Annotated in this window: 23 protein-coding genes and 2 pseudogenes; 16 read left to right on the top strand and 9 right to left on the bottom strand. The window is 72.2% G+C overall.

Translation table 11 applies throughout. The annotated features are described in order from the left end of the window. The first annotated feature begins 22 nt into the window (after positions 1-22). The 3 genes from ACFY36_RS12260 to ACFY36_RS12250 are packed head-to-tail and all read left to right on the top strand — an operon-like array spanning position 23 to position 4661. Complete coding sequence (locus tag ACFY36_RS12260; protein ID WP_499746798.1) at positions 23-2257, top strand: glycoside hydrolase domain-containing protein; 2235 nt, start codon at positions 23-25, stop codon at positions 2255-2257. Beyond that, positions 2254-3510, top strand: coding sequence for a glycosyltransferase (locus ACFY36_RS12255; RefSeq protein ID WP_499745999.1), 1257 nt, complete (start codon positions 2254-2256; stop codon positions 3508-3510). Before ACFY36_RS12260 ends, ACFY36_RS12255 begins: the two co-directional genes overlap by 4 nt. After that, on the top strand, positions 3507-4661 hold the full coding sequence (locus tag ACFY36_RS12250) for a cytochrome P450 (RefSeq protein ID WP_499745998.1): 1155 nt from the start codon (positions 3507-3509) through the stop codon (positions 4659-4661). The genes ACFY36_RS12255 and ACFY36_RS12250 overlap by 4 nt, the downstream gene beginning before the upstream one ends. A 27-nt stretch (positions 4662-4688) precedes the next feature. On the opposite strand, the gene ACFY36_RS12245 is transcribed toward ACFY36_RS12250, so the two are convergent. Next, complete coding sequence (locus tag ACFY36_RS12245; protein ID WP_499745997.1) at positions 4689-5510, bottom strand: class I SAM-dependent methyltransferase; 822 nt, start codon at positions 5508-5510, stop codon at positions 4689-4691. Between the two features lie 159 nt (positions 5511-5669). Here ACFY36_RS12245 and ACFY36_RS12240 point away from each other — a divergent pair, with 159 nt between their 5' ends. From ACFY36_RS12240 to ACFY36_RS12220, 5 genes and pseudogenes are all read left to right on the top strand, one after another. Then, positions 5670-7316, top strand: coding sequence for a histidinol-phosphatase (locus ACFY36_RS12240; RefSeq protein ID WP_499745996.1), 1647 nt, complete (start codon positions 5670-5672; stop codon positions 7314-7316). Positions 7317-7781: 465 nt separating this feature from the next. Continuing rightward, on the top strand, positions 7782-8402 hold the full coding sequence (locus ACFY36_RS12235) for a hypothetical protein (RefSeq protein ID WP_499745995.1): 621 nt from the start codon (positions 7782-7784) through the stop codon (positions 8400-8402). Continuing rightward, positions 8402-8591, top strand: a pseudogene (locus ACFY36_RS12230) (LexA family protein); the annotation flags it as partial. The gene ACFY36_RS12235 and the pseudogene ACFY36_RS12230, both read left to right, overlap by 1 nt. Before the next feature lie 425 nt (positions 8592-9016). After that, positions 9017-9472 (top strand): LexA family protein, encoded by a 456-nt coding sequence (locus tag ACFY36_RS12225; protein WP_499746797.1) that lies wholly within the window; start codon positions 9017-9019, stop codon positions 9470-9472. Further along, on the top strand, positions 9472-10302 hold the full coding sequence (locus tag ACFY36_RS12220) for a PHP domain-containing protein (protein ID WP_499745994.1): 831 nt from the start codon (positions 9472-9474) through the stop codon (positions 10300-10302). The genes ACFY36_RS12225 and ACFY36_RS12220 overlap by 1 nt, the downstream gene beginning before the upstream one ends. Before the next feature lie 9 nt (positions 10303-10311). On the opposite strand, the gene ACFY36_RS12215 is transcribed toward ACFY36_RS12220, so the two are convergent. Both ACFY36_RS12215 and ACFY36_RS12210 read right to left on the bottom strand, forming a co-directional pair. After that, positions 10312-11007 carry a group II truncated hemoglobin gene (locus ACFY36_RS12215; protein WP_499745993.1) on the bottom strand — a complete coding sequence of 232 codons (696 nt, stop codon included), beginning with the start codon at positions 11005-11007 and terminating at the stop codon, positions 10312-10314. A 24-nt stretch (positions 11008-11031) separates the two neighbouring features. Beyond that, the gene (locus ACFY36_RS12210) at positions 11032-12054 is read right to left on the bottom strand and encodes an LLM class flavin-dependent oxidoreductase (RefSeq protein ID WP_499745992.1); all 1023 of its coding nucleotides are present in this window, start codon (positions 12052-12054) and stop codon (positions 11032-11034) included. Positions 12055-12153: 99 nt separating this feature from the next. On the opposite strand from ACFY36_RS12210, the gene ACFY36_RS12205 reads away from it, so the two are divergent. Next, positions 12154-12690 carry a DUF4142 domain-containing protein gene (locus ACFY36_RS12205; protein ID WP_499745991.1) on the top strand — a complete coding sequence of 179 codons (537 nt, stop codon included), beginning with the start codon at positions 12154-12156 and terminating at the stop codon, positions 12688-12690. Here ACFY36_RS12205 and ACFY36_RS12200 read toward each other — a convergent pair. Together ACFY36_RS12200 and ACFY36_RS12195 are read right to left on the bottom strand one after the other, a co-directional pair. Further along, positions 12687-14300, bottom strand: coding sequence for a methyl-accepting chemotaxis protein (locus tag ACFY36_RS12200; protein WP_499745990.1), 1614 nt, complete (start codon positions 14298-14300; stop codon positions 12687-12689). The genes ACFY36_RS12205 and ACFY36_RS12200 overlap by 4 nt on opposite strands. A gap of 23 nt (positions 14301-14323) precedes the next feature. Then, on the bottom strand, positions 14324-15967 hold the full coding sequence (locus tag ACFY36_RS12195) for a methyl-accepting chemotaxis protein (protein WP_499745989.1): 1644 nt from the start codon (positions 15965-15967) through the stop codon (positions 14324-14326). 231 nt (positions 15968-16198) lie between these two features. On the opposite strand from ACFY36_RS12195, the gene glnII reads away from it, so the two are divergent. Both glnII and ACFY36_RS12185 read left to right on the top strand, forming a co-directional pair. Beyond that, complete coding sequence (gene glnII / locus ACFY36_RS12190; RefSeq protein ID WP_097321266.1) at positions 16199-17206, top strand: glutamine synthetase; 1008 nt, start codon at positions 16199-16201, stop codon at positions 17204-17206. Between the two features lie 60 nt (positions 17207-17266). Beyond that, entirely contained in the window at positions 17267-17992 is a 726-nt protein-coding gene (locus tag ACFY36_RS12185) for an N-formylglutamate amidohydrolase (protein ID WP_499745988.1), read from the top strand. Here ACFY36_RS12185 and ACFY36_RS12180 read toward each other — a convergent pair. The 3 genes from ACFY36_RS12180 to ACFY36_RS12170 all read right to left on the bottom strand — a co-directional run bounded on the left by ACFY36_RS12180 (position 17985) and on the right by ACFY36_RS12170 (position 20702). Beyond that, on the bottom strand, positions 17985-18449 hold the full coding sequence (locus tag ACFY36_RS12180; RefSeq protein WP_499745987.1) for a molybdenum cofactor biosysynthesis protein: 465 nt from the start codon (positions 18447-18449) through the stop codon (positions 17985-17987). The genes ACFY36_RS12185 and ACFY36_RS12180 overlap by 8 nt on opposite strands. Positions 18450-18458: 9 nt before the next feature. Then, a complete protein-coding gene (locus tag ACFY36_RS12175) occupies positions 18459-19757 on the bottom strand; it encodes a neutral zinc metallopeptidase (protein ID WP_499745986.1) in 1299 nt (432 codons plus the stop codon). Positions 19758-19886: 129 nt separating this feature from the next. Further along, positions 19887-20702 (bottom strand): phosphotransferase family protein, encoded by an 816-nt coding sequence (locus tag ACFY36_RS12170; protein ID WP_499745985.1) that lies wholly within the window; start codon positions 20700-20702, stop codon positions 19887-19889. Between the two features lie 110 nt (positions 20703-20812). Here ACFY36_RS12170 and ACFY36_RS12165 point away from each other — a divergent pair, with 110 nt between their 5' ends. The 4 genes from ACFY36_RS12165 to ACFY36_RS12150 all read left to right on the top strand — a co-directional run bounded on the left by ACFY36_RS12165 (position 20813) and on the right by ACFY36_RS12150 (position 24130). Then, on the top strand, positions 20813-21790 hold the full coding sequence (locus ACFY36_RS12165; protein WP_499745984.1) for a hypothetical protein: 978 nt from the start codon (positions 20813-20815) through the stop codon (positions 21788-21790). After that, on the top strand, positions 21787-22407 hold the full coding sequence (locus tag ACFY36_RS12160; protein WP_499745983.1) for a formylglycine-generating enzyme family protein: 621 nt from the start codon (positions 21787-21789) through the stop codon (positions 22405-22407). The genes ACFY36_RS12165 and ACFY36_RS12160 overlap by 4 nt, the downstream gene beginning before the upstream one ends. Positions 22408-22487: 80 nt before the next feature. Then, on the top strand, positions 22488-23501 hold the full coding sequence (locus ACFY36_RS12155; protein WP_499745982.1) for a hypothetical protein: 1014 nt from the start codon (positions 22488-22490) through the stop codon (positions 23499-23501). A 38-nt stretch (positions 23502-23539) separates the two neighbouring features. Next, positions 23540-24130, top strand: coding sequence for a TetR/AcrR family transcriptional regulator C-terminal domain-containing protein (locus tag ACFY36_RS12150; RefSeq protein ID WP_499745981.1), 591 nt, complete (start codon positions 23540-23542; stop codon positions 24128-24130). Here ACFY36_RS12150 and ACFY36_RS12145 read toward each other — a convergent pair. After that, on the bottom strand, positions 24120-25754 hold the full coding sequence (locus ACFY36_RS12145) for an ABC-F family ATP-binding cassette domain-containing protein (RefSeq protein WP_499745980.1): 1635 nt from the start codon (positions 25752-25754) through the stop codon (positions 24120-24122). The two genes, ACFY36_RS12150 and ACFY36_RS12145, sit on opposite strands and share 11 nt — an antisense overlap. A gap of 269 nt (positions 25755-26023) precedes the next feature. On the opposite strand from ACFY36_RS12145, the pseudogene ACFY36_RS12140 reads away from it, so the two are divergent. Beyond that, positions 26024-26616: pseudogene (locus tag ACFY36_RS12140) on the top strand (hypothetical protein); the annotation flags it as partial.

The raw sequence follows: 26616 nt of genomic DNA, 5'->3' as shown, positions 1-26616 counted from the left end.
TAGCGATGGGTAGAGTCCCGCCATTCTTGACAACGTCGACCCTTTCATCGGAACCGCGGCGACCGACCTGGCGGCGCCGCACGGACTGGCCGCCACCTGGTGGTGGCCCAAACCGCAGGTGGGCAACACCCATCCGGGCGCCACCTCGCCGCTGGGCATGGTGTCCGCGTGCGCCTACTCCGGCGCGTACCCGACCGGGTACGGCCTCTACAGCAAGAACACCGAGGGGGTGCCGGAGGAGATGTTCGACCGTCTGCAGGCCTCCGGGTTCACCCATTTCCAGCAGTCCGGCACGGGCGCGATCCGCAAGTATTACAACTACGTCCGGGTGACCCCGATGGTGCAGCCGCTCGACGAGCTCGGCCAGTCGTGGGCGCTCTCCGGCGAGCAGGCCTCGCCCGGCTACTACGCGGCCACCCTGGACACCGGCATCCGCTGCGAGATCACCGTCGGGGCCAAGGTCGCCGTGCACCGGTACACGTTCCCGGCCACCAGCAGCGGGCGCGTCGTGATCGACATGTCGATGGGCGGCCTCGCGGTCGAGCTCGGGCGCACCGTCCCGCTGCGGGCCCAGGTCGAGAGCATGGGCCTGGGCCGGGCCCAGGGCACCGTGGTCATGGAGGGCGTGCCGCTCAGCGTGTACGCCGAGGTCGACGCGCCCGGCTGGCGGCAGATGCTGTGGTACGACCGGCGGCTGATCGACGGCGGCACCCGCCTCGACTTCGACAGCATCCGGCAGACCAACCTGCGCCCGTTCGGTATGCTCTTCCGCGGCAACGCCCGGGCCGGCCAGACCGTCGAGGTCCGGCTCGGTTTCTCGCTGCGCGGCTGCGACCAGGCCCGCGACAACCTTCACCGCGAGTGCGGCCAGGACGGCCCGTCGTTCGGCCGGGTCCGCTCGGCGACCAGGTCCCGCTGGCGCGAACATCTGGACAAGGTCAAGGTCGACGGTGGTACGCCGGGGCGCCGCACCGTCTTCTCCACAGCGCTCTACCACTCGCTGATCAAGCCGTGTTTCGCCGACGACGAGAGCCCGTTCTGGCCCAATTCCGGCCCGTACGCCTTCGACGTCTGCACGATGTGGGACATCTACAAGACCCAGCTGCCGCTGCTGGCCGCCATCGCCCCCGAACGGTCGGCCGACCTGCTGGAGTCGCTCATCCGGGTCTGCGAGGAGGAGGGCAACTTCCCGATCGGCTACCGGATGGCCCGCGGTGCCGACCGCTTCTTCCGGCAGGCCAGCGCGCTCGCGCACACCGCCATCGCCGACGCCCAGGCGCTGGGCCGGGCCGAGATCGACTGGGCCTGGGCCCTGGTCCACATGGTCGACGACCTGCGGCGGATGTACGGCGAGGACTTCTACGAGCATGGTGTCGTCCACCCGATCACGCACACTCTCGACCTCGCCTACGCCTATCAGTGCACGGCCCGGCTGGCCCGCGCGCTCGGCGACAAGCGCCTGGCCAAGGATCTCCAGGCGAAGGCCACGGGCTGGGTGAACGCGTTCGACCCGGCCACCGGGCTGCTGCGCGACTCGGAGTTCTACGAGGGCGGCAAGTGGAACTACTCGTTCCGCCTGATGCACGACATGGCCGCCCGCATCGCCCTGGCCGGCGGCGACGAGGCGTTCCTGGCCAAGCTCGACCGGTTCTTCGGCTACGGCGCCGGCCCGGTCACCCAGCCCGGCCGGCGTCCCCGGCCGGCCGAGATGGCCGCCGGGTACGCGCTGAACCGCTTCGAGGGCCTGAACAACGAGCCCGACATGGAGGCGCCCTGGGCGTACCACTGGGCCGGCCGTCCCGGGCGTACGGCCGAGATCGTGCAGTCGGCCTTGACCTGGCAGTTCGGCACCGGGCCGGGTGGCCTGCCCGGAAACGACGACTCGGGCGGCCTGAGCTCCTGGTACGTGTGGGCGTCGCTCGGCCTGTTCCCCGTCGCCGGCCAGCAGCAGTTCCTGGTCAACACGCCGGCCTTCGAGCGCGTGGCGATCCAGATGCCCGGCGGCGAGTTCGTCGTCGAGACCAGCGGCCTGCGGGACAACCCGATCGGCAGCGACGGGCTCGATCGCGAGCTTCCGGCCCAGTACGTCCAGTCGGCCACCCTGAACGGCGAACCGCTGCACGGCACCCACCTGAGCGCCGCCGCCGTGCACCGCGGCGGCCGGCTGCACCTGCGGGTGGGCCCGGAGCCGGCGAGCTGGGGAAGCGGGAACCGCCCGCCCTCCCTGTCCGACCCGCCACCACCGGAGGAACGTTGACCCAGCCCGATCGCCGACTCGTCATCGTGGTCCGTGCCGACCCGGTGATCTGCGGCCACTCCGGCGAGGCCCGCAACCTCGCCGAGGTGGCGCTGACCCGGGGCTTCACCGACGTACGCCTGCTGACCTGGCCCATCGGCGTGCTCCAGAACGCGGGGCTTCCGCTCAAGCCGCTGGACCGCCTCCTGCCGTACAGCGAAGGAATCACGGTCGAACGGCCGGAGGCCGTCGGCGACTACCGGGTGCCCGACGGGCGGCATCTGGCCGGCCTCACCGGGCGCCTGGTCGAGCTGCTGGCCGACCCGGTACCGACCGTGTGCCTGTCGATGTATCTCGTGCCGCACACGCAGATCGTCGTGGACGCCGTGACCTCGGCCCGCGCGGCCGGCTTCGCCCCGGACGTCCACACCGTGGCCAAGGCGGTCGGCTCGGACGTCACGAACGTGATCCGCTCGTGCCTGCGCGAGGGCCGCTTCGGCGCGGCGACCGTCCTGTTCACCACGTTCCTGGCCAACGACGAGGTGGTGGCGGTCTCCGAGTACACCCGCGACGAGATCATCGCCTCGGCCGTCGAGGTGGACGAGGCGTGCGGCACGTCGTTCGCCGCGCAATGCCGGGAGCGGGTGACGGTGAGCTATCCGCCGATCGACTCGTCGGCCTATCTGGACGTCGACGAGGACGCGGTGGACGCGGCCCTGGCCAAGCGGGGTCTTTCGCGCGGCGGCTACGTGCTGTTCCTGTCCCGGGTGGCCCGGGCCAAGGGCATCTACGACCTGATCATCGCGTACGGCCAGATGCGCTCCCGGGAGAAGGTGAAGCTGGTCGTGGCCGGCACCGGGCCGGCGCTCGAGCACGTCCAGGCGATGGCCAAGGAGGACGATCAGATCATCTTCCTGACCGACGTCGACGACGAGGAGAAGCCGCTGCTGATGCGCGGCTGCGCGGCGTACGCGCTGCCGACCAAGCCGGAGCCGGACTTCGTGGAGACGTTCGGCATCGCGCTGGCCGAGAAGGCGCTGGCCGGCGGCGGCCCGATCATCACGACGCTCACCGGCGGCACCGGCGAGGCGGTGGGTGACACGGCGATCATCGTGGAGGCGGGGGACATCACCGCCCTGGCCGAGGCGATCGACACGGCCGTGCTCGACATGACGGACTCCGACAAGGAGGATCTGGCCAAGCGCGCCCGCGACCACGCGATGACGTTCGACCGGGGCGCGGTCTTCGACGACCTGTTCCCCTCATCTCCATGATCGACTTTTCTGAGCCGGGTCTCATCCGCGATCCGTACCCGGCCCTGGCCCGGCTGCGCTCGGCCGGGCCGGTGCTCTGGCACGAGCCGACCGGGCGCTGGCTGGCCGCGAGCCACGCCACCGCCGGGGCGGTGCTGCGCGACCGCCGGCTGGGCCGCTTCTGGACCGACCGGGAGCCGGCCGAGGCGTACGAGCCGTTCAATCTCCTGCACCGCAACCAGATGATGGAGAACGAGCCGCCCGTACACACCCGCCTGAGATCCGCCGTCGCCGCGGCCTTCAACCGAGGTCACGTCGCGCGGCTGCAACCGGCGATCGCCGCCTCGGCCGCTTCCCTGTACGCCGAGGCCGGCTCCTCGTTCGACCTGCTGGCCGACGTGGCCGAGCCGCTGGCCGTCGAGGTGATCGCGGAACTGCTCGGCGTCCCCGCCGAGGACCGGCGGTGGTTGCGGCCGTGGTCCGCCGCCATCGTCCGGATGTACGAGGTCACGCGCACCCCGGCCGACGAGGCGGCCGCCCTCGACGCGTGCCGCGAGTTCGCCGACTACCTGCGCGCGCTGGCCGCCCGCCGCTCGGCCGACCCGCACGACGACATGATCAGCCACCTGGCCGCGGGCGACCTCTCACCCGACGAGCTGGTCGCCTCGGCGATCCTGCTGCTCAACGCCGGCCACGAGGCCTCGGTCAACGCGCTGGGCGGGGGAGTGGTCGCCCTGCTGCGCCACCCGGCCGAGCTGGCCCGCCTGCGAGCCGACCGGTCGCTGATCGACAGCGCGGCCGAGGAGATGATCCGGTACGACTCCCCGCTGCACATGTTCGTCCGCACCGCGGCGTCCGACGTCCGCGTGGGCGAGGTGACGATCCCGGCCGGATCCGAGGTCGCGGCCCTGCTCGGCGCGGCCAACCGCGACCCGCTGGTCTTCACCGACCCGGACCGCTTCGACGTGGGCCGCAGCCCGAATCCGCACCTGGGCTTCGGCGCCGGCCTGCACTTCTGCCTGGGCGCCCCACTGGCCCGGCTGGAGCTGAGGGCGGCGTTGTCCGCCCTGCTGGACCACGCCCCCCAGCTTTCGCTGGCCGGGGAGCCGGTCCAGCGCCCGACTTTCGTGCTGCGAGCCTACGAGGCCGTCCACCTGACCACGCTCAGCTGACCCCAGTTCCCCGCCGAGGCCCGTGGGTCAACCGGCGATGCCGGCGGCCAGCAGGGCCGACGTGGGCAGGGCGAGGCGGCCGTCGTCGTCCCGGTAGGGCTCGGTCAGCCGGTCGTACTGCTTCCGGACGCGGGCCACGGTGGACGAGTCCTGGCGTCGCATCACGGTGCCGGGGGAGCCGATGCCGTTGGCCGGGCCGTTCCACCACGACTCCGGGTCGGTGCGGTGCGTCCAGGCGATCGTCTCGGCGGTCACGCCGGTGAGGCCGGCCCGGTGGAGCAACGCGGACAGCCCCTCGGCGGTGCGGGGGAAGTCGTTGTCCGGGGTGAGCCGGGGCAGGTCGGCCGGGCGCTCGACGCCGGCCGCGTCGAAGACCGTGGACCAGAGCTGCTGCGCCGGCGGCGTCGGACAGGGCCAGATCGTCACCGCGACGCGGCCGCCCGGGCGTGCCACGCGGCGGAGTTCCCGGACGGCGGCCGCCGGATCGCCGACGTGGTTGATGACGAAATTGGCCACCGCGGCGTCGAACGCGCCGTCGCCGAACGGCAGGTCCGGCAGGACGGCCTGGTGGATGCCGGCGGCCGGGACGCGGCGGCCGGTCAGCTCCAGCATGCTCGGCTCGGCGTCGACCGCCACCACGTGGGCGCCCCGGGCCCAGGCCAGCGCCGCCACCGTGCCCGTCCCGGTGCCGGCGTCGAGCACCCGGGTGCCGGCCTCGACGCCCGCGGCGTCCAGCAACGGGCCGGCGGGGTGGGCGCACAGCGCGGCGAAACTGCCCTGATAGGCCGCGGCCTGCCCGGCCCACTGGGTCCGCTCGTGCTGGTCGAAATCATTCGTGGTGGTCGCCATGATGATCGACAACCTATCGGATGCCTCGTGCGGGCGTGCGCCTTCGCCGCCGTACACCCGACCTCGCCTCGACCTCCGCCGTTAGCCGGGTGTTGGGGTGGCCGTCGGTTGAGGTGAGCAGGGTGATCGTCGCTTCATGATCATCGAGGGGGAGTGGGCATGGCGACCGATCAGACGCTGCCGGAGTGGGCCGATCCGGAGGTTCCCGAGTCGAAGCTGGACGCGCAGGCCGTGTCGAGGCGGGGAATCCTCAAGAGCGCGGGGCTCTTCGGGGCCGGCTTCGCCGCGGCCGGTGCTCTCGCTCCGTCACCGGCGGCGGCTCACTCCTCGCACCCGGCGCCGGATGACGGTGACTTCGCGTACCTGGCCGGCGACCACCACGTGCACACGGTGTACAGCCACGACGCGAAGTACACGTTCAGCCAGCAGGCCATGCGGGCGGCCCAGTTCGGTCTCGACTGGATGGTCATGACCGAGCACAGCAACATCGGGCACGCCAACGCCGGTGGCGCGCTGGCCGAGCACGCCGAGGTGGTCACGGCCCGGGCCGAGAACCCCCGCATGCTGCTCTTCCAGGGCCTCGAGTGGTACATCCCGGGCGCCGAGCACGCGACGGTCTTCACGGCGCCCGGCGTGAACGAGGCGACGATTCTGCGGGACTTCGAGTTGGCGTACGACGGGAAGCTCCTCAATCGCACGACGTCCACGGCCGACAACGAGGCGCTGGCCGTCGCGGCGATCAAGTGGCTGGCCGCCCGCAAGCGCGCCGGCGACGTCCCGGACGTGCTGGTGCTGGCCAACCACCCGTCCCGGCTCGGCATCGACTCGCCGTCCGAGCTGCGCGGATGGCGCGACGCCGACCCCAGCGTCATGATCGGCATGGAGGGCGCGCCGGGCGCTCAGGGCGCGGCCCTGCCCGGCTGGCGCGGCGCGAACAGCATCCGCGGCGAATACGAGAACAAGCCGTCCGACCAGTCCTGGCCGGGCTACCCCGCCGAGGCGTACGTGACCTATGGCGGTTTTGACTGGATGACGGCCACGGTGGGTGGCATGTGGGACGCGCTGCTCGCGGAGGGCAAGCTCTTCTCCATCACGTCGAACTCGGACAACCACCGGACCGTGTACGACACGTGGCGCAACGGCGACTGGCCGGCCGGGCAGAACTTCGACAACACCGGCAAACTGCCCGATCCCGTCCCGACGACAACTCCGCAGGCCGGCAGTGACTTCTGGCCGGGTCAGTTCAGCCGTACGCATGTGGGTGTGACCCGCTACGGCTACCGCGAGGTGATGGACGGGCTCCGCGCGGGCCGCGTCTGGGTCGACCACGGCCAGCTGCTGGACGCCGTCGACGTCCGGCTCGTGGGCTCGGGTTCGAAGTCGGCCACGCTGGGCGGCCGCCTGCGCGCGCGCCGCGGCGAGAAGCTGACGCTGCTCGTCACGGTCACCACCGCGTCCAGGCCGAACCTGCACAACGTGGTGCCTTCACTGGCCCACGTCGATGTCATTCAGGGTGCCGTACGCGGACCGGCCGCCGACAGGAGCACGTGGCGCGCTCCCGCCACGCGCGTCACGCGGAGCGTGGGAACGGCCGGCCGCAAGGGAACGTACACGCTGCGGATCCCGATCGACCCGGTCCGCGAGCCCGGCTACCTGCGCCTGCGCGGCAGCGACGGCCGCCGCAACGGCCCCGGCCCGCTCGGCAAGGCGATCGACCCGCGGGGACCGATCGTGCACACGCCGGGCGACGGCGACCCGTGGCTGGACACGTGGTTCTACACGAACCCCATCTTCATCGACCTGTGATGGAGGGCGGCCCGGCCCGCGCGGGGAGACCCCCACGCCCGCGCCCGGCCCGCTGACGAGCCTCGATGACAACCGGTCATCGAGGCTCGTCCCTTTTCGGTACGGTGTCGCGATGCTCGCCATCAAGCCCTTGCATCTGCTGGTCTGCCTGATCGTCGTGATCGGCCTGGTCATCGCCCTGATAGTGGCCGCCCGTCGCCGCTGACCGTCCAAAAGTGTCATACCCCCGGTCTAGGTTCGCCCCATGACGCAGATCGGCAACGCGGCCGGGCCCGTGAGTCCCCCACGGGCCACGGCGCGGCACCGCCCGACTCGTGGGACGTTCCCCTCGCGGGTCCTTCGCGCTTGCCCCGGGTGGCTCCTTGTCTTGTCCGACCTGCCTAGGGGTCGACGGTGGCGGGCGTGATGGCGGGGCGGCTTCGCGAACTGTTTGCCGAGAGTGCCGATCATCGCGGGGTCGAGCGGGTGCTGCTCGCTGAGGGCTGGACGCCGTGCGGTGCTGGGGACTGGGCGATCGCCCTGCGGTCGCCGGACGGGACGGCCGCGGCGCGGATCAGCCCGTTCGATCCCACCGGGCCGTACGCGGTGGCGCTCTACCGGGAGGCCGCACACACCGGGCAGGTGCCCGTGCTGTTCGATCATCGGCGGCTGGCCGGTGGCGGCGATCTTCAGCTCATGGAGTGGCTCCAGGCGGTGCCGGTGGACGAGGCGGCGGCGCTCCATGAGGCGATCGCGGCCGAGGCGCCGGAGGTCGCCGAGCTGGTCCGTGTCGTGCGGCTGGTTCACGAGCGGGCACGGCGCGAACTGCCGTGGTGCGGCCCGCTCGACACCAACCCGTCGAACGTCATGCGCGCCGCCGACGGTCATCTCGTGGTGGCCGACCTGTTCTACGCGGACGGTCCGGCCCTCTACAAGACGGCCGCGAATGAACCCGATCTTCTGGTCGCCCGCATTCCCGAGCCGGAGCGCCGGTTCATGACCGAGATCCCCATGACCAGTTCCGGCCCGTGGCATCCCGGCGAGCGGGAGTCCATGCGCGCCGCCATCGCGGCGGCCGACGCCCGCAGGGAGGTGACCACCACCTGATGCAGTCCGCACGGCACGACGACCTGTCCGCCCGCCAGCACCGCATCCTGTCCTTCCTCCGCGAGTGGAGCGGCCGCCACGGCTACCCGCCCACGATCCGCGAGATCGGCGACGCGGTCGGCTTGACCTCGTCCTCCAGCGTCGCCTACCAACTGACCCAATTGGAGCGCAAAGGCCATCTGCACCGCCGGGCCGGCCGGGCGCTTCTGACCGAGCGCTCCCGCCGGTCCGACGATCCGAGCGAACGGCGCCCATCGGACGCCCCCACGAGCCGCACCGGTCCGGCCGCCGAGGCGACAGGAACGCGTACCGGAAGGACCGGCGGGGGCGGCGCGGGCATCGGCGGGTCCTGCGGTGATGGGATCTGCGGTGGCGCGGCCGGTGGCGGCGAGGCTGGCGGCGGCGCGGGCATCGGCGGGTCCTGCGGTGATGCGATCTGCGGGCGCGCGGCCGGTGGCGGCGAGGCTGGCGGCGGCGCGAGCATCGGCGGGACCTGCGGTGACGGGATCTGTGGGGGCGAGACCGGTGACGGCGAGAGCGGCGGAGTCGGCTCCAGCGCTGGTGGGATCTGCGGCGACGCGAAGGCTGACGGGCCCCATGCTGGCGAGGCCGAGGTGGGCGGCGCCCGATGGGGGGCCTGTGTGGGTGGTGTGGCCAGCGGCGATGGGACCACTGCGGGTGGGGCCGGGGCTCGCGGGTCTTCTTCCCGGCGGACCAGTGCTCGTCAAGGCACCGGGTGGGTGGCGGGGCCGGAAAGTGGCGGGCGGATACCCGGTCTGCTTGATGAGGGTGGGCTGCTCATCGGGCCGGTGACACGGGACGGGCGGCTTGCGCTTCCCCGGGCTGTGGTCGGGGAAGGGGAGCACTTCATGGTGCGGGTCCGCGATGATGTGATGGCCGGTGCGGGTATCCGTGACGGTGATCTGGTGGTCGTCCGGCGGCAGGGCGGTGCTCGGGCCGGGGAGATCGTCGCCGTGATGGTGGAGGGGGAGGCTTCGGTGCGGGTGTTCGAGGGGGCGGCGGGTGCGGTTGTGCTCGGCCGTGTGGTCGCGGTTCTCCGGCAGCTGTGATGGGGCTTCCGGCGGACAGTCATGTCCACAGTGAATGGTCCTGGGATGCCACGGGCGGGGACATGGAGGCCACCTGTGCCCGGGCCCTGGACATCGGGCTGCCGGCGGTCGCCTTCACCGAGCATCTGGACCACACCGTGTGGCGGATCGAGCTCGAGGGGCCGTACGCGCTGGATGTTCTGCTCTCGACCGCCGACTCCGAGGGGATTCTGACGCCGCCGCGGTTCGATGCCGTGGGATATCTGGCGGCGGTCGAGCGGTGCCGGGAACGGTTTCCGGAACTGCGGATTCTCAGCGGGCTCGAAATGGGGGAGCCGCACTGGCACGCCGAGGCGTGTGCGCGGGTGCTCGCGGCCGGGCCGTTCGATCGGCTGCTCGGGTCGCTGCACGCTCTGCCCGACAACGGCGTCTACGCCGAGCCGTGGGGAATCTATCCGCATCGGGAGCCGGCCGGTGTCATGCGGGAATATCTCGAAGCGGTCGCCGTCATGGCGCACAGCGACTCGCCGTTCGCGGTGCTGGCGCACGTCGACTATCCGGTTCGGTCGTGGCCCGGGCATTTCGAGCCGGGGGATTTCGAGGAGGAGTTCCGGTACGCGCTGCGGGCCACCGCCCAGTCCGGCCGGGCGCTGGAGATCAATACCCGGATTCCGCTGCACTCCACGATTCTTCGGTGGTGGCACGAAGAAGGCGGGGACGCGGTCACCTTCGGCAGCGACGCCCATTTTCCCGAGTTCGTGGGGCACGGCTTCGCCGACGCCGCGCAGATGGCCGAGGCGCACGGATTCCGGCCCGGGCCCCGCCCGTACGACCTCTGGGGCCGCGCCTGAAAACCCGTACTAGCCCCTCCACGGCGGCGCCACGCCCCAGCCCCAGCGCGGCACCGGGGCCCGCTCCGGTGGGGTCGCGCCGGGCTGGGAGTTGGCCAGGGCCAGACGGGTGCCCCACTCGATGTAGCCCATGAAGGCGGCCCGGAACTCGGGATCGCCGGGCAGCCCCACCTCGTCGGCGGCGTCGGCGAGCAGGCTCACCCAGCGGCGGCGCTGCGGCTCGGTGATGGCCTTGCCCACGTGGTGGGCGAGCATGTGGGCGTAGCCGCCCCGGGCGGTGGTATAGCGGGCGGGGCCACCGAAGACCTCGGACAGCCACATCGCCACGTAGCGCGGATGCGCCGGGTCCATGTGGGCGAACAGCGGGCCGATCAGGTCGTCGGCCGCCACCAGTTCGTAGAAGCGGCTGGTGAGGCGCTCGAACGCCTCGGCGCCGCCGGCCCAGTCGTACAAGGTCGGAACCGAACCGCCGGAACCGCGGACCGCCGTCAGCTCGTAGACGGCCTCGGAGCCGGGAAGCAGGTCGCCCGGGAAACCCTCGGGACGGTCGGTGGCCGACGTCCACGTGATCCGCAGGACGCAGTCGGCCGGATCGGCGGTGGAACGGCTCAACTCGTAGTCGGCACACTGCGGCGCGCTCGCCAGGAAGCGCGCCGCCCGTTCGAAGTCGCCGGAAGCGCGGTACCGGATGTACTCGACGGTCATGCGTCCACCGTAGACCGGCCGAGGTCAGGCCGGGGTCCAGCCGATCGCTGGGGCGATGTGCTTGGTGATCGTCTCCAGGATGCGGGCGTTGTAGGCGACACCCAGCTGGTTCGGCACGGTGAACAGGATCGTGTCGGCCGCCCGCACGGCGGCGTCGGCCGCGAGCTCGGCCGCGATCCGGTCGGGCTCACCGGCGTACGTGCGGCCGAAGCGTGACCGGACCCCCTCCAGCAGCCCCACCTGGTCGCCCTGGTCCTGACGGCCGAAGTAGACGCGGTCGATGTCCTCGGTGACCGGCAGGACGCTGCGGGAGATCGACACGCGGGGCTCGCGGTGGTGGCCGGCCTCCTTCCACGCCTCGCGGTAGAGGGCGATCTGCTCGGCCTGCAACTCGTCGAACGGCACGCCGGTGTCCTCCGACAGCAGGGTGGAGCTCTGCAGGTTCACGCCGAGCTGGGCCGCCCACTGCGCCGTGGCGCGAGTGCCGGCGCCCCACCAGACGCGGTCGCGCAGGCCGGGGGACTGAGGCTGGATGGCCAGGCCACCGCTGATGCCGCCGGTGCGGCCGGGATCCGTGCGGGCCACGGCCTCGCCGGAGATGGCCGACAGGAAGTACTCCGTCTTCGAGCGGGCCAGGTCGGCCGACGTCGTTCCCTCGGGCGGGATGTAGCCGAACTCGTGGGCGCCGTTCAGCACGGTCTCCGGGGATCCGCGTGAGACGCCGAGCTGCAGGCGCCCGCCGCTGATCAGGTCGGCCGCCGCGGCCTCCTCGGCCATGTAGAGCGGGTTCTCGTAGCGCATGTCGATGACGCCGGTGCCGATCTCGATGCGCGAGGTGCGGGCGCCGATCGCGGCCAGCAGCGGGAACGGCGAGGCGAGCTGGCGCTCGAAGTGGTGCACCCGGACGAACGCGCCGTCCACGCCCAGTTCCTCGGCCGCCTCGGCCAGCTCGATGGTCTGCAGCAGGGCGTCGGCCCCGGTGCGGGTCTGCGAGCCCGCCGCGTCGCGCCAGTGGCCGAAGGACAGGAAACCGATCTTCTTCTTCACGTCGCTGCCAACCTTTCCGGCCGTCCCGCTATTTCCGCCACCACGAACCCCCGCAGAACGGGAAAATTGCTCGTGACGACGATGTCTGAAAGGACCGAAATGCTGAAGATACTGACCGCTGCGGCGACTGCCGTGGCCCTGCTGACCCCGTCCGCGCCGGCCGCCGCCGCGCCGGTTCCCGCGGCGGTGGCCAGCGCTCCCAACATGCAGGACGAGGCGTTCCTCATCGCGGCCCACCAGTCACATCTGTTCGAGATCGCCGGTGGCCAGATCGCCGAGACCAGGGGCCAGACCGCCGAGGTGCGCGAACTGGGCGCCCATTTCGCGCAGAGCCACATCGTCCTGGACCGCGCGGTCACCGCCACCGCCGCGCGAGTGGGCGTCGTGCTGCCGTCCCAGCCCGACCCGGCCCAGCGCCGGCGTCTGGCCCAGTACAGCAACTACGACGCCGAGCGCTTCGACATCCTCTACGTGCTGACCCAGATCCTCGGCCACCAGGCCGCTCTCGCCGACGGCGACCGTGAGACCCGGGAAGGCGCCGATCCGCGGGTGGTCAAGCTCGTCCGGGACTCCCGGCCGATGATCGCCGGCCACCACCAGACGCTGCTCAGCCTGCGCCGGACGCTGCTGCCCTAACGAGCCTTGAGCTGGAACTGGTCGACGATCTCCTGGAGCTCGCGGGACATCAGTTCGAGGTTCTCCGCCGTCTCCTGGGCCTCGGCCACGCCGTCCTTGGTCACCTGGGCCGAGGTCGCGACCCCGGAGACGCCCTCGGCGATCTCGCCCGAGCCGGTCGCGGCCTCGGTGATGTTGCGGCCCATCTCGGCGGTCGTCGCCGTCTGCTGCTCGACGGCCGCCGCGATCGTCGTCGAGTGCTCGTTGACCTGGCCGATGATGCCGGTGATGCGGTCGATGGCGCCGATCGCGGCCGTGGTGTCGTGCTGGATGGCCGTCACCCGGGCCGCGATCGACTCGGTGGCCTTCGCCGTCTCCTGGGCCAGGTCCTTGACCTCCGAGGCCACCACCGCGAAGCCCTTGCCCGACTCGCCCGCGCGGGCCGCCTCGATCGTCGCGTTCAGCGCGAGCAGGTTCGTCTGCTCGGCGATCGAGGTGATCAGCTTGACCACCTCGCCGATCTCGGCGCTGGAGCGGCTGAGCTGCCCGATGGTCTCGCCGGCCTCGCGGGCGCTGTCGACGCCGCTGGCCGCCACCCCGGCCGCCTGACTCGCGCTGCCCGAGATCTCGCGGATGGCCGCGTTCATCTCCTCGGTGCCGGCGGCCACGGTCTGCACGCTGTGCGAGACCTCCTCGGCGGCCGACGCCACCCGGTCCGACTGCTCGGACGCGCCGGCGGCGGCGTCGGCGATGCGGCCCGAGGCCGCGGTGAGCTCGTGCGAGGCCCCGGCCAGGGTACGGCTGTGGTCGCTGATCCGGTGGAAGGCGTTGATCAGCACGTCCAGGGTGCTGTTGACCGCCCGGCCCATGGTGGCCAGCTCGTCGCGGCCGGTCTCGGGCGCCCGTACGGTCAGGTTCTTGTTCGCGACCGTCCGCAGCGTCTCGACGGTGGCGCTCAGCGGACGGGTGATGCTGCGGGTGACCAGCACCGCGAGCAGCGCGGCCAGGGCCAGGGCCAGCACGCCGGCCACGACCATGAACGTCCGGGCCGTGTTCGCGGCGTCGTTCGCCTCCGCCTTGGCGTCGGTGGCGGCGGTGGCGGTCAGCTCCGTCAGGTCGTCGATGGCCGCGATGATCTTGTCCATCCACTCCAGGGCGGAGCCGGCCACCAGCGCGCCGGCCTGCTTCGTCGCGCTCGCCGTGTCCTGCCGGTAGAGCGCGACGATCTGCTCGTCGACGGACATGAACTGGGAGAACGCCTCCTCGGCGGTGGACACGGCCGCCTCCTCGCCGGCGGTCAGGCCGTCCGCGCGCAGCGCTTCGAGATCCTCCTCGAAGGCGGCGGTCGAGGCGAGGAAGTTCTTGCGCTGCCCGACCGTGTCGGAGGTGGCGTTCTCGACCCCGCGCAGCACGTCGAAGGCGTACCCGGTCTGCCAGCCGTTGAAGTCGGCGGTGCGGAACTTCGCGGTGAGCGCGTCGGCCCTCGTGCCGGCGGCCTCGGCCAGCTTCTCGGTGGCGTTCTCGGCCGAGTTCTGCCCCCACAGGCCGATGCCGAGCGCGATGACCATGCACAGGCACACGCCGGTGAACGCGCCACCCAGCCGTACGCCGATCTTGATGTTGCCGAGCATGCCGATCGACCTTTCGGAGGTTCTCAGACGCGGAAGCGGGCCACCACCGAGCGGAGCTCGTCGGACACCCGTGACAGCTCGGTCACCGAGGCGTCGGCCTCGGTGAGAGCGCTGGTCTGTGCCTGCACGGACTCGGCGACCACGTTGATGTTGCCGGCGATGTTCGAGCTGCCGCTGGCGGCGTCGCCGATGCTGCGGCTCATCTCGTTGGTGGTGGCCGTCTGCTCCTCGACCGCCGAGGCGATGGTGACCTGGTAGTCGTTGATCTCCGAGATGATCCGGGAGATCTCGCCGATCGCGTCGACCGCGCTGGAGGTGTCGTCCTGGATGGCCTCGACCCGGCGCGAGATGTCCTCGGTGGCCTTCGCCGTCTCCTGGGCCAGGTCCTTGACCTCGGTCGCCACCACCGCGAAGCCCTTGCCGGCCTCGCCGGCGCGGGCCGCCTCGATCGTCGCGTTGAGAGCGAGCAGGTTGGTCTGCTCGGCGATCTGCGTGATCACCTTGACCACGTTGCCGATCTCCTCGGAGGAGGTGCCGAGCTTGGCCACGGTGTCGTTGGTGTTCTGGGCGACGCCGACCGCGCGGGCGGCGACCTGGGCCGCGTTGTTGGCGTTCTCGGCGATCTCGCGGATCGAGACGCCCATCTCGTCGCTGCCCGCGGCCACCGACTGCACGCTGGTCGACACGTCGCCGGCGCTGTTGGCCACGACGTTGGCCTGCTCGGCGGCCTCGTGGGCGCCCTGGGCGAGCCGGGTGCTGATGCTCGCGAGCCGCTGGGTGCCCTCGCCGAGCGTGGCCGCGCCGTGGTTCAGGTCGTCGACCGTCTGCTTGAGGCCGTCGCGGGCGCGGTTGACGGCGTACGCCATGGCGCCGAGCTCGTCGTGCGAGCGCACCTCGGCCGCGACCGTCAGGTCGCCTTCGGCCACCGCGTCCAGGGCCCTGGAGACCGTGGCCAGCTGCGGCCGGATCAGCCGGATCACCCCGACACAGACCGCGAGCGCGAGCAGCAGGCCGATGGCCAGGCCGATCAGGGTGACCGTGCGGGCGCTCTTGTAGGCGTCCTCGCCGGCGGTCGCCATCGCGTTCGCCTCGGCGTCCTCGGTCTCCTGGAGCTTCTCGATGTCCGAGGTCATGGTGGCCTCGGTCTCGTTGAAGGCGGTGAGCAGGTCGGCGGCGGCCGGGGTCTCGAACTTGGCGGGGATCGCCTCACCGAAGAAGGCGTAGTCGCGCAGCGCCCGGTAGTGCTCGAGCGCGTCGCTGAACTCGGCCAGCACCGCGGTGCGGGTGGCCGACCCGGCGGTGGCGGCGGCGTAGGCCTCGAGCGCGTCGTCGGCCGTCTTGTCCCCGGCCTCGATGGTCTTGCGGCCGTTCGCCTTCGCGGTGTCGGTCTTGCCGCTGGAGACCTGCACCATGCCGCGGAACATCACCGCGATCCCGCCGCGCATGTTGGCGACCTGCTGGAGGCTGTCGACGTGCTGCGCCTTCATGACCTTGAGATCGTCACCGAGGGTGGCCATCCGGTTGATCGAGATGACGGCGACGGCGACGGCGACCACCGCCATGCAGACGGCGGCCGCGATCGTCTTGGCCAGCAGACTCCGGTCGGCGAAATAGGCCGTGAGCGGCTTGCGGTCAATGGTGGTCGCGAATCCACCGCGATCGGGCATCGCACTTCCCCCTCGAACCAGGACCGACGGAACAACGGTAAGTCCAGACTCACTAAGTGGGGCGAAATTCGCCAAATCGCCTGCAACGGGCACGGGGCTGCGATACGCACCGTTATTTCCGCGCTGTTAACGCGGACGGTGTTGATCCTCTCACCGTCGGGAGACGCTCCAGGTGATCATCGCTCGGTAGCATCGCCCGTCGTTCCCCCTTATGTCCCAAGGAGCGATTGAATGCCGTTCAAGGCTGAGTACATCTGGATCGACGGCACCGAGCCGACCGCCAAGCTCCGGTCGAAGACGAAGATCGTCGAGGACGGCGCCGACCTGCCGATCTGGGGCTTCGACGGCTCCAGCACGAACCAGGCGCCCGGCGACAAGTCGGACTGCGTGCTCAAGCCGGTCTTCGTCTGCCCCGACCCCATCCGCGGCGGCGACAACAAGCTGGTGCTGTGCGAGGTGCTGCTGATCGACGGCCGGCCGCACCCGACGAACACCCGCGCCGAGTGCGCCGAGGTCGCGGCCAAGTTCGCCGACCAGGAGCCGATCTTCGGCATCGAGCAGGAGTACACCTTCTTCCAGGACGGCCGCCCGCTCGGCTTCCCGCTCGGCGGCGGCTTCCCCGCCCCGCAGGGTGGCTACTACTGCGGTGTCGGCGCCGACGAGGTCTTCGGCCGCGACATCGTCGAGAAGCACATGGACCTGTGCCTCGAGGCCGGCCTGCACCTGTCCGGCATCAACGCCGAGGTCATGCCCGGCCAGTGGGAGTTCCAGATCGGCCCGGTGGCCGCGCCGCAGGTCGCCGACGAGCTGTGGGTGGCCCGCTGGCTGCTCTACCGCATTGCCGAGGACTTCAACGTCAGCGCGACCCTCGACCCGAAGCCGGTCAAGGGCGACTGGAACGGCGCCGGGGCGCACACCAACTTCTCGACCAAGGCCATGCGCGAGAACTACGACGCGATCATCACGGCGGCCGAGTCGCTCGGCAAGGACGGCAAGGTCGCCGAGCACATCGCCGGCTACGGCGCCGACATCCAGCACCGGCTCACCGGCATGCACGAGACCGCGCCGTGGAGCGAGTACAGTTACGGCGTCTCGGACCGGGCCGCCTCGGTGCGCATCCCGTGGCAGGTCGAGAAGGACGGCAAGGGCTACATCGAGGACCGCCGCCCGAACGCCAACTGCGACCCGTACGTCGTCACCCGCCTGCTGGTCAACACGATCTGCTCGGCCCTGGCCTGAGCGTAGCGTTGCGCCCGGGAGGCCGGTCACGGCCTTCCGGGCGTACGGCGGGAGCAGTCCTTGATCTTCGACATCCGGCCCGGTGATCCGGCGTCGCCGGTGATCCTGCACGTGCCGCACGCCTCGCGCGAGCTGACGCCGGAGGCGCGGGCGTCGATCCTGCTGGACGACGCGGAGCTGGCCGACGAGCTGGACAACCTCACGGACGCGCACACGGCGGAGATCGCGGCGGCCGTGCCCGGGGTGTGGGAGTTCCGGAACCGCTGGTCACGGCTGGTGGTCGATCCGGAGCGGTTCCCCGATGAGCGCGAGGAGATGCTCGCGGCCGGCATGGGCGCCGTCTATACGCACGGCTATGCGGGGCGGCGGCTCCGGAGCGATGATCCGGTTCGGGACCGGCGGCTCATCGAGGAGCATTTCCGGCCGTACGCCCGAGGGGTGTCCGATCTCGTGGGGCAGCGCCTCGCGGCGACCGGCCGGGTGATCATCGTGGACGTCCATTCGTACCCGGTGCAAGCGCTGCCGTACGAGCTGCACGGCGACGGCCCGCGCCCGCCGATCTGCCTCGGCACCGACGACTTCCACACACCGGCGACGATCATCGACGCGGCCAGAGCAACATTTCCGGAAATGTCGCTCAATTCGCCGTTCGGGGGCTGTTATGTGCCGCTGGAGTACTACGGCCGGGAACCCGCCGTGCAAGCGGTCATGATCGAGATCCGCCGGGACTGCGACCCTCAGGTGGTGGCGGAGCGACTCGCCGCGTTCGTTCAGGCCGTCAGCTGACCTTCACCGGGCCGGCCCGCAGGATCCCGTCGTCGAGGGGCTCGCAGCGGATGCCGCCCTTCCCGCGCAGGGCCTTCCACGCGCCGGGCCCGACGGTCACGTCCATCCACGCGCAGGGGTGCGCCTTGCGGTTGACCTTCAGCCGCACCGGCCCGTCACCCGAGTCGAGGGTCAGCACCTGACCGATCAGGTCGTCCACGATCAGACCGGCGATGAGCACGTTCCGGCGTACCTCCAACAGGCCTTTGCCTTCCGGCAGCCACTCCTGGCTGATCACCGTCACGCTCGCGTCCCGGTGGGCCGGCTTGCCGTAGTAGCGGTCGCCCACGACACCCAGGCCCCGGCGGATCTCGATGACCGGGACCAGCTCACCGGGCGGGGCCGGCGCCGGGCCGTCACCGGGCCGCCCCTCGAAGCGGTGAACGGGCGAGGCGAGCAGCTCGACGATCTCCGGCACCCCGGAATCTTAGGCACGGCAGGCGGACAGGCCCTCCAGCACTCCCGAGCGGTAGGACGCGATCCGGTCGAACGCCGTCGGCCCGCTGCCGTCGGAGGCCCGGCCGAACGCCAGCAGCGCCGACACCGCCTCGTCGAGATCGCCCGGTGACAGGCGCAGCGACTTCTGGTCCTCGCGGGTGAGCACGTCGTTCGTCCACGACCCGGCCAGGCAGTCGACCGCCAGCTGCCCGGCCCGGTCCCGGGTCTCGGCGCCGCGCCGGTCCTGCGCCGCCCGCGCGAACAGGTCGCCCAGCAGCATCCCGACCGCGTAGTCGCCGATCTTCGCGTGCAGCTGCGGGCCCAGGTCGGTCGTGTCGAACGCCGCGAAGTCGCCGTCCGGGCAGTAGAACGCCGCCCCGCCCGCCGACGCGTCCGGGCGCTCGCACGCCGGCGGCGAGCCCGCCTCGAACGCCTGCACCGGCAGCTGCGGCCACTGCTCGCCGGTGAGCTGCGGATACGTACGCTGCCAGTAGCCCTGGGCGTCGGCCGCGAGCAACTGGATCGCCTCGTCGTAGGGCAGGTCGCCCCCGGTCGCCGCCTCCTCCCGGGTGCTGAACGGCACCTCGGTCACCGGCAGGTTGCTCGCCCGGTACTTCGCGCATTGACCGGCGCCGTCCTCCACGCCCTCCTGAAGGGCCCGGATCCGGTCGAAGGCGTTGCCGTGCGCCCCCTCGGCCTCGGCCGGCGTGCCCGGCTGGTCGCGCAGCAGGAGAAGCCCGGCGACCGTCGTGTCCAACTGCTCGGCGGTCAGTTTCTTGAACGCCTTCGACCGTCCCGCGAGCACATCGGCCAGCCACGCGCCGGCGTAGCAGTCGGCCTGTTGCTCCAGGACGACGGTCTGCTGGTTGTCCGGCCCGATCCGGGCCTGGATGGCGTGCCCGTACTCGTGCGCCATCACCACGCCGACGAGCGCCGGCCCGTAGTCCGCCTCCAGCGACGGGATGAGGGTCTGCGCGTCCCAGGCGATGAAGTCCTGCTCGGGGCAGTAGAACGCGTTCGGCGAGTAGCCGGCCTGCTGCCCACCGCACGCCGGCGGCGGATCGCTCTCCGTGTAGGGGTGATAGCCGCCCTTGATCGGCTGGAACTTCTGCCCGCCGGTGATCTCCGGGAACTGCTCACCCCAGAACCGCTCGACATCCTTCAACGCGTTCGTCACCGTGCCCGACGCCCGCTGGGGCGCCGGATCGTCCTCCAGGGACGGAAACGCGCACGCCGCCAGCATCACCACGACCGCGACCGCGAAAAGTCGCCACGCCTTCACCGACATCGATCCTCCCGGGACACCTATACCCCGTTCAAGCCAACTTCAGATGTACGGGGTTGGGGCAAGCCCCCGCCGTAGCGCCGGCCTCGCCGCAACTCAAGGCCGTACGCGGGCATCCGGCCATGTGGGTGGTCACCCGGCGAGCCGTTCCAGCAGCGGCCGCAGCGCCCGGGCCCGGGCCGCCTGCCAGCTCCGCAGGGTCGGCAGCCCCGCCGGCGGAGGCAGTGTGGACCGGAATCGCCACATCCCGGCCAGCGCGGCAACGAACCGTGACGCCCCCTCGGGCAGCGCGCGCAGCGTCTCCTCGGCCATCCGCAGCGCAGCCCCGGGCCCGCCGGAATGCCCGCCGGCGACCACGTCCGCCGCCAGCCGGGCACCGTCCAGCCACGACGCCCCCGCACAGCCGAAGCTCCAGTCCACGAGCGTCGCCGTATGGGCGCCGATCAGGGCGTTGTCCGCCCGCACGTCCTGATGGACCAGGGACGCCCCGGCCGTCCACTCCGGCCACCTTCGGGCCATCCGCGCCAGCCGCGGCGCGTGCTCACGCTCCCAGTCGTCGAGCGGCTCGGCCCGGTCCCAGCCGTCCAGATCCGTCACCAGCTCAGCGATCCGTGGCACCCCGGCGGGCGCGGGCAGGCGCCCGATCGCGGCGCACGCGCCGGCGACCAGCCGGGCGCCCCGGTCGTCCCACGGCGGCCCGGCCGGCACGCCCACGACCCGCGACATGATCAGCGCGAACCAGCCGTCGACCTCGGCCGATCCGATCAGCGCCGGCGCGGGCGCGGCCGCCGGCATCGCGGCCAGGGCGACCGCCTCGCGCCGGTAGGCCCGGCAGGAACCGGTCGCGGACGTGGGCACGGCCTTCACGAAGATCTCCCGGCCGTCGGCCAGGCCGAGGATGGCGGCCGGGCCCGGTGTCATCCCGCCGTGCACATCCCGGCTGCTCACCGCCGGTGCGCCGGAGATCGAAGTCACCTTTTGCCGTAGCGACACGGGCGCTTCCGCCCAAGCCGGACGCTGCGTGAACACCGTCGTACTGTGCCACTAGATTGGTCGCCATGGTGGTGAGCGAAACCCTCGGCGTCGTCGCCCACCCCGGCGGCCTGCTGGTCGACCGTCCCGAGTTGAGCGTCGGCGTGTCCCTGATCGTCTCCCGGCCCACGGGCCTCGAGATCAGGCTGGCCGCCCGCCACCCGGCCGAGCCCGGCGACGTGCCGCCCGGGCTGGACGAGTGGGGCGAGCTGCGCCCCGGCCCGGCCGGGGTGACGGCGGCGCGGGTGCTGCTGCCCGAGTACGACGAGGGCATGCACCTGCGCGTCGGCTGCCTCGACCGGTCGGGCCGGGCCCAGTGGGTGTACGGGTCGACGTCGGTCTACTCGGGGCGCTACGTGGAGGTCCGCACCACGGTCGTGCTGCCGCCCGTCTTCGACCACGTCGACCTGGTGCTGGCCTGGCCCGAGATCGGCTTCCCGGAAGCGGTGATCGGCCTGGCCCTGCCGGGCCGGGCCACCGTGCAGCGGGGCACGTTCTCGGTGTGGGAGGCGACCCCGGTGGCCAAGCTGGCCGCCGGGACGGCTCCGCCGGGCGACGCGTCGGTGCTGCCCGAGCCGCCGCTGCTGGGCGACCCCGGCTCCCCGCGGATCGAAGCCGGCCGGCTGGCGGCCGACCCGTGCGTGCTGGTCCGCGACCGCGACGCCGTGATCGTGCTGTCCCGGGTGACCCGCTCCGGCCCGATCCTGGCCCTCGAGGTGGAGAGCCTGGCCCGCGGCGAGGCGGCGACCCGGCTCGAACAGGTCGAGCTGCCTCACCGCGACGACTTCGTGCGGGTGCGGCCCACGGTGGCCCTGCTGCACGGCGCCTCGGCGTTCCCGTTGCGCGCCTACGAGGGCGGCTACAGCGGTGGCGCCGGCACGTTCCACGCCACCGAGGAGTTCGCGGTGGCCAGCGCCGAGGCCCTCGACCTGCTGGTGGCCTGGCCGGCCGCGGGCATACCGGCCCACCGGGCGGTGGTTCCGCTGAACCGGCTCGGCGCTTGATCCGCCTCGCGGCCGGGCGGGTGGTGCTGGCCGACCGCCGTACCCGGCGCCAGTGGCAGGTCGACCTGGCGCCCTTCGAGATCGCGGCGCTGCCGGTCACCGAGGACGAGTACGGGCAGGCCGCCGGGTCGAGGCGGCCGGCGTCGGAGGTGTCGTGGCTCGACGCGGTCCGGTTCTGCAACGCGCGTTCCGAGCACGAGGGGCTGACCCCGGCGTACGCCATCGAGGGTGAGGAAGTGGAATGGGACCCCTCGGCCGGCGGCTACCGGCTGCCGACCGAGGCGGAGTGGGAGTTCGCCTGCCGGGCCGGCACCGAGGGCCCCCGCTACGGCGATCTCGGCGACATCGCGTGGTACCGCGACAATTCGGGCGGCCGGGCCCACGACGTCGGCACCCGGGCGCCGAACGCCTGGGGCCTGCACGACATGATCGGCAACGTCTGGAACTGGTGCTGGGACCTGTACGACCCCACGGTCTACGGCACCTACCGCGTACTCCGGGGCGGCGGCTGGTTCGACGAGCACTGGAGCTGCCGGGCCTCGGTACGCCGCCGCAGCCACCCCGCCTTCCGCGTCGACGACGTCGGCTTCCGCCTGGCCCGCACGCTCGCACCCTGACTGCCCCTCCGGCTTCTCAAGTGGCCGGGTCCCGCTGCCGACATTGAGTGTCCGACAGGGGGACGGCCGGGGGAGGACACGTGGCAGCGGAGCGGGATCAGGTACGTACGCCGGGCACGCTCACGCGGGGCCCACGCCCGGCGTGGCAGAGGGCGGGGCTGGCGGTGGCCGCCGTGACGCTGGGCGTGACCGGCGCGGGAGCGTTCCTGGCCGACACGTACGCCACCCAGGCGACCTGCGACGAGATCAGCGGCATCGGCGTGGCCGGCGAGGGCTACGACAGCGTGAAGGCCGGCTTCGCCCGGCACGCGGGCCTGCTCCTGCTGCACAGCGACCTCCGGCACGCCGTGAAGGGCCTCGCCGCCGACGAGCGGAAGCGCCAGGCCCTCGCGGCCGGTGACGCCACCGCCGAGACGGTCCAGGCCGCGCTCGCCCTCGACGACGACATCGAGAGCCGGGCCCGGGCCGCCCAGGCCGCGTGCAACCTGCCCGTGGTCGGCGTGCTCTTCCCGGGCGAGGAGGCCTCGCTCGCCGCCTCTCCGGCCGTTTTCAAGTCGCCGGCCGCCAAGTCCTCGTCCCCTTCGCCTTCCTCCTCGCCCTCCACGGCCGCTCCCTCGTCTTCCTCTTCCCCTTCCCCTTCTTCCTCGTCCCCTTCTTCCTCGTCCGGCTCGGCTTCCTCGGCCGCGCCGGCTGTCGAGCCGGACGAGATCGCCGAGCCCGCTCCGGCGTACGTGGCCGCCCCGGCCGAGATCGCCCAGGCTCAGGCCCGCGTGGCCGAGGCCGACGCCGAATACCGCCGCCTCCTCGTCTCGCCCGAGGCCACCCTCGCCCAGCGGGACGTCGCCCTCTACGAGCTGGCGGCCGCGAAGACCCACCTGGCCGACCTCCGGGCCGGCAACCCGAACGCCCGCCACCCGAAGCTCGAGCTGTGGGGCGCGAGCGCCTATCTGTCGGCCGCCATCGCCGACTACCGGGCCCTGCTGACCGACCCGTCCGCGACCGAGGCCGACAGGACCCGGGCCGTCGCGATCGTCGACCACTGGCAGGCGCGCCTGGACGCCCTCGCCGACCAGATCGACTCTCTAACACCGTAAGAGACTTAGTCTAACGGTGTTAGAGAGAGGGTTGAGGGTTGGCGCTGGACAGGGAAAAGGTCATCGCGGCGGCGGTGGAGCTGCTCGACGAGGGCGGACTCGACAATCTGACGCTGCGGAAGTTAGGAGACCGGCTGGGCGTACGCGCCCCCACGCTCTACTGGTACGTGAAGGACAAGGCCGCACTCGTCGCCGCGCTGGCCGAGGCGATCCTGAGCGATCTTCACGACCTGCGCCGCCCGGTCGCGGGACAGACGTGGGACGACTGGCTCGCCGGGGTGGCCGAGCGGCTGCGGGCCGCGATGATCGCCCACCCGGACGGCGCGCGGATCGTCTCCACGGCGCCCTTGTCGGAGACGCTGGCCGGGGTGTCCGAGCTCGCCATGCGCACGCTCTTCACCCACGGCATGCCGCTGCGTCAGGCCCGCTTGACGGTGCTGGTCGTCGTCCGGTTCACGATCGGCCACGTGCTGGACGAGCAGTCGCCGAGGCCGGCCGGCCCGTTCGACGTGGACGGCTTCACCGAACGCCATCCGACGCTGGTGGCGGCGATCGGCGACTACCTGCTCGACGGGCGCACGGCCGACGACCTGTTCGCCGACGCCGTGCGGGTGATCGTCAGCCGATGACCTTGCCCGCGGCGACCTCGAGGTGCCGGGTGGTGCTGACCGCCTCCAGCATCCGCCGGTCGTGAGTGACGAGAAGAAGCGTTCCCGTGTACGAGCTGAGGGCCGACTCCAGCTGCTCGATGGCGGCCAGGTCGAGGTGGTTGGTCGGCTCGTCCAGCACGAGCAGGTTGACCCCGCGCGCCTGGAGCAGAGCCAGCGCCGCCCGCGTGCGCTCCCCGGGCGACAGCGTGGCCGCGGGCCGCAGAACGTGCGCGGCCTTGAGCCCGAACTTCGCCAGCAGCGTCCGCACGTCGGCGTCCGAGAGCTCCGGCACGGCCGCGCCGAACGCCCGGGCCAGCGCCTCGTCACCCAGGAACAGCCCCCGCGCCTGATCGACCTCGCCGACCACGACGCCCGGCCCGAGCGCCGCGCTGCCCTCGTCGAGCGGCAGCCGCCCCAGCAGGGCCGCGAGCAGCGTCGACTTGCCCGACCCGTTGGCTCCCGTGATGGCCACCCGGTCGGCCCAGTCGATCTGCAACGTCACCGGCCCCAGCGTGAACCCGCCCCGCCGCACCACACCGTCGCGCATGGTCGCCACCACCGCACCGGCCCGGGGCGCCACGGCGATCTCCATCCGCAGCTCCCACTCCTTGCGGGGCTCCTCGACCACGTCGAGCCGCTCGATGAGCTTCTCGGTCTGCCGGGCCTTGGCCGCCTGCTTCTCACTGGCCTCGGCCCGGTACTTCTTCCCGATCTTGTCGTTGTCGGGCGCCTTGCGGTGCGCGTTCCGAACGCCCTTCTCCATCCAGGCCCGCTGCATGCGAGCCCGCTCGAGCAGGTCGTCCTTCTTGTCGGCGTACTCCTCGTACTGCTCCCGAGCATGCAGCCGGGCCCGCTCCCGCTCCTCGAGATAGGCGGTGTAGCCACCACCGAAGAGGTTCACTTGCTGCTGCGCGAGGTCGAGCTCCAGCACCTTGGTCACGGTCCGGGCCAGAAACTCCCGGTCGTGGCTGACGACGACGGTCCCCGCCCGCAGCCCGCTGACGAACTCCTCGAGCCGCCGAAGCCCATCAAGGTCAAGGTCGTTCGTAGGCTCGTCGAGCAGAAAGATGTCGTACCGGCTGAGCAGCAGAGACGCCATCCCGGCCCGGGCCGCCTGCCCACCGGACAGCGCGGTCATCGGATGGTCGAGCGCAACGTCAAGCCCGAGCTCACCCGCAACCTGAGCCGCCCGCTCGTCCAGATCGGCCCCGCCGAGATCGAGCCACCGCTCAAGCGCGACCGAGTAGGCGTCGTCGGCCCCGGCCCGCCCTTCGGTGAGCGCCTCGGTGGCGTCATCGAGCGCGACCTGCGCCGGCCCGACCCCCGTACGTCGCCCCAGAAAGTCCCGCACGCTCTCCCCGGAGCGCCGCTCCCTTTCCTGCGGCAGATATCCGACGTTGGCGCTGGGCGGACTGAGGGACACCGCTCCACTTTCCAGAGGAAGAATCCCCGCCAGCGTCCGCAGCAGCGTGGTCTTGCCGGCCCCGTTGACCCCCACCAGCCCGATAACGTCCCCAGGCGCAACTACAAGGTCAAGCCCACTGAACAGCGTCCGGTCACCGTGCCCCGCAGCAAGCTCGCGGGCAATCATCGTCGCGCTCATATACCCCCAGATCCTAGGGTCCCCGCCAACCGGTTATCCGCACCACCTTCCGCCAGCCCCACGGCAGCCGCCCGACTCGCGCTCTGCCCGACTCGCCCGCCCAGGCCGAGCGCCCAGCCCGACTCGCGCCCGGCACGGCCGCGCCCAGCCCGGGGACGGCCACGCGCTCGCGCCATCGCCTGGTCGCGTCCTCCTGGGCGCTGACGCTCGGCTGTGCTGTTCTGGACGCCGCAGACCGGTTGCGCCGTCCTGGGCGGTGCCGCTGGGCTGTGCGGTTGTGGACGCCGCCGGCCGGCTGCGCGTGGGTGGTGCCGCCGGCCCGCGCGGCCGTGGGTGCTGCCGCCCAGGCGTGCTGCCCACCCTGCCTCGCTGTCGAGCTGTCGTGGGCGTGGTCGGCCGCCGCCGCCGTCCGCGCGGTCACGAATGCGACCCGCGGCCGTGGTGCCGCCGCATGGCCGCGCGAGGGGTGGCGCCGCCGTGCGCGGCCGTGGGTCCGCCGCTCAGACGTGCTGCCCGGGGCCCTGCCGCCGTGCCGCACGGTCGTGAGTGCCGCCGCCATGCCGTGCTGCCCGGCGCGCGGTCATGGGGGTGGCCGTTCGTCCGCCCGTCCGCCCGACCGCTGGGCCGCCCGTCCGCCCGACCGCCCGTCCGCCCGTCCGCCCGGCCGCTGGGCCGCCCGTCCGCCCGACCGCTGGGCCGCCCGTCCGCCCGACCGCCCGACCGCCCGACCGCTGGGCCGCCCGACCGTCCGTCCGCCCGGCCGCTGGGCCGCTGGGCCGCTGGGCCGCTGGGCCGCTGGGCCGCTGGGCCGCTGGGCCGCTGGGCCGCTGGGCCGCTGGGCCGCTGGGCCGCTGGGCCGCTG

Source organism: Actinoplanes sp. NPDC000266 (assembly GCF_042899005.1).
Classification (GTDB): domain Bacteria; phylum Actinomycetota; class Actinomycetes; order Mycobacteriales; family Micromonosporaceae; genus Actinoplanes.
The sequence above is the reverse complement of the archived record's forward strand: the minus strand, read 5'-3'. Positions and strand labels throughout refer to the sequence as shown.

Bases quoted from the DNA above. Each gene is read 5' to 3' on its own strand.
- ACFY36_RS12250 (WP_499745998.1), top strand. From the start codon at position 3,507: ATGATCGACTTTTCTGAGCCGGGTCTCATCCGCGATCCGTACCCGGCC.
- ACFY36_RS12245 (WP_499745997.1), bottom strand. From the start codon at position 5,510: ATGGCGACCACCACGAATGATTTCGACCAGCACGAGCGGACCCAGTGG.
- ACFY36_RS12240 (WP_499745996.1), top strand. From the start codon at position 5,670: ATGGCGACCGATCAGACGCTGCCGGAGTGGGCCGATCCGGAGGTTCCC.
- ACFY36_RS12220 (WP_499745994.1), top strand. From the start codon at position 9,472: ATGGGGCTTCCGGCGGACAGTCATGTCCACAGTGAATGGTCCTGGGAT.
- ACFY36_RS12215 (WP_499745993.1), bottom strand. From the start codon at position 11,007: ATGACCGTCGAGTACATCCGGTACCGCGCTTCCGGCGACTTCGAACGG.
- ACFY36_RS12205 (WP_499745991.1), top strand. From the start codon at position 12,154: ATGCTGAAGATACTGACCGCTGCGGCGACTGCCGTGGCCCTGCTGACC.
- ACFY36_RS12200 (WP_499745990.1), bottom strand. From the start codon at position 14,300: ATGCTCGGCAACATCAAGATCGGCGTACGGCTGGGTGGCGCGTTCACC.
- ACFY36_RS12195 (WP_499745989.1), bottom strand. From the start codon at position 15,967: ATGCCCGATCGCGGTGGATTCGCGACCACCATTGACCGCAAGCCGCTC.
- glnII (WP_097321266.1), top strand. From the start codon at position 16,199: ATGCCGTTCAAGGCTGAGTACATCTGGATCGACGGCACCGAGCCGACC.
- ACFY36_RS12175 (WP_499745986.1), bottom strand. From the start codon at position 19,757: ATGTCGGTGAAGGCGTGGCGACTTTTCGCGGTCGCGGTCGTGGTGATG.
- ACFY36_RS12165 (WP_499745984.1), top strand. From the start codon at position 20,813: ATGGTGGTGAGCGAAACCCTCGGCGTCGTCGCCCACCCCGGCGGCCTG.
- ACFY36_RS12145 (WP_499745980.1), bottom strand. From the start codon at position 25,754: ATGAGCGCGACGATGATTGCCCGCGAGCTTGCTGCGGGGCACGGTGAC.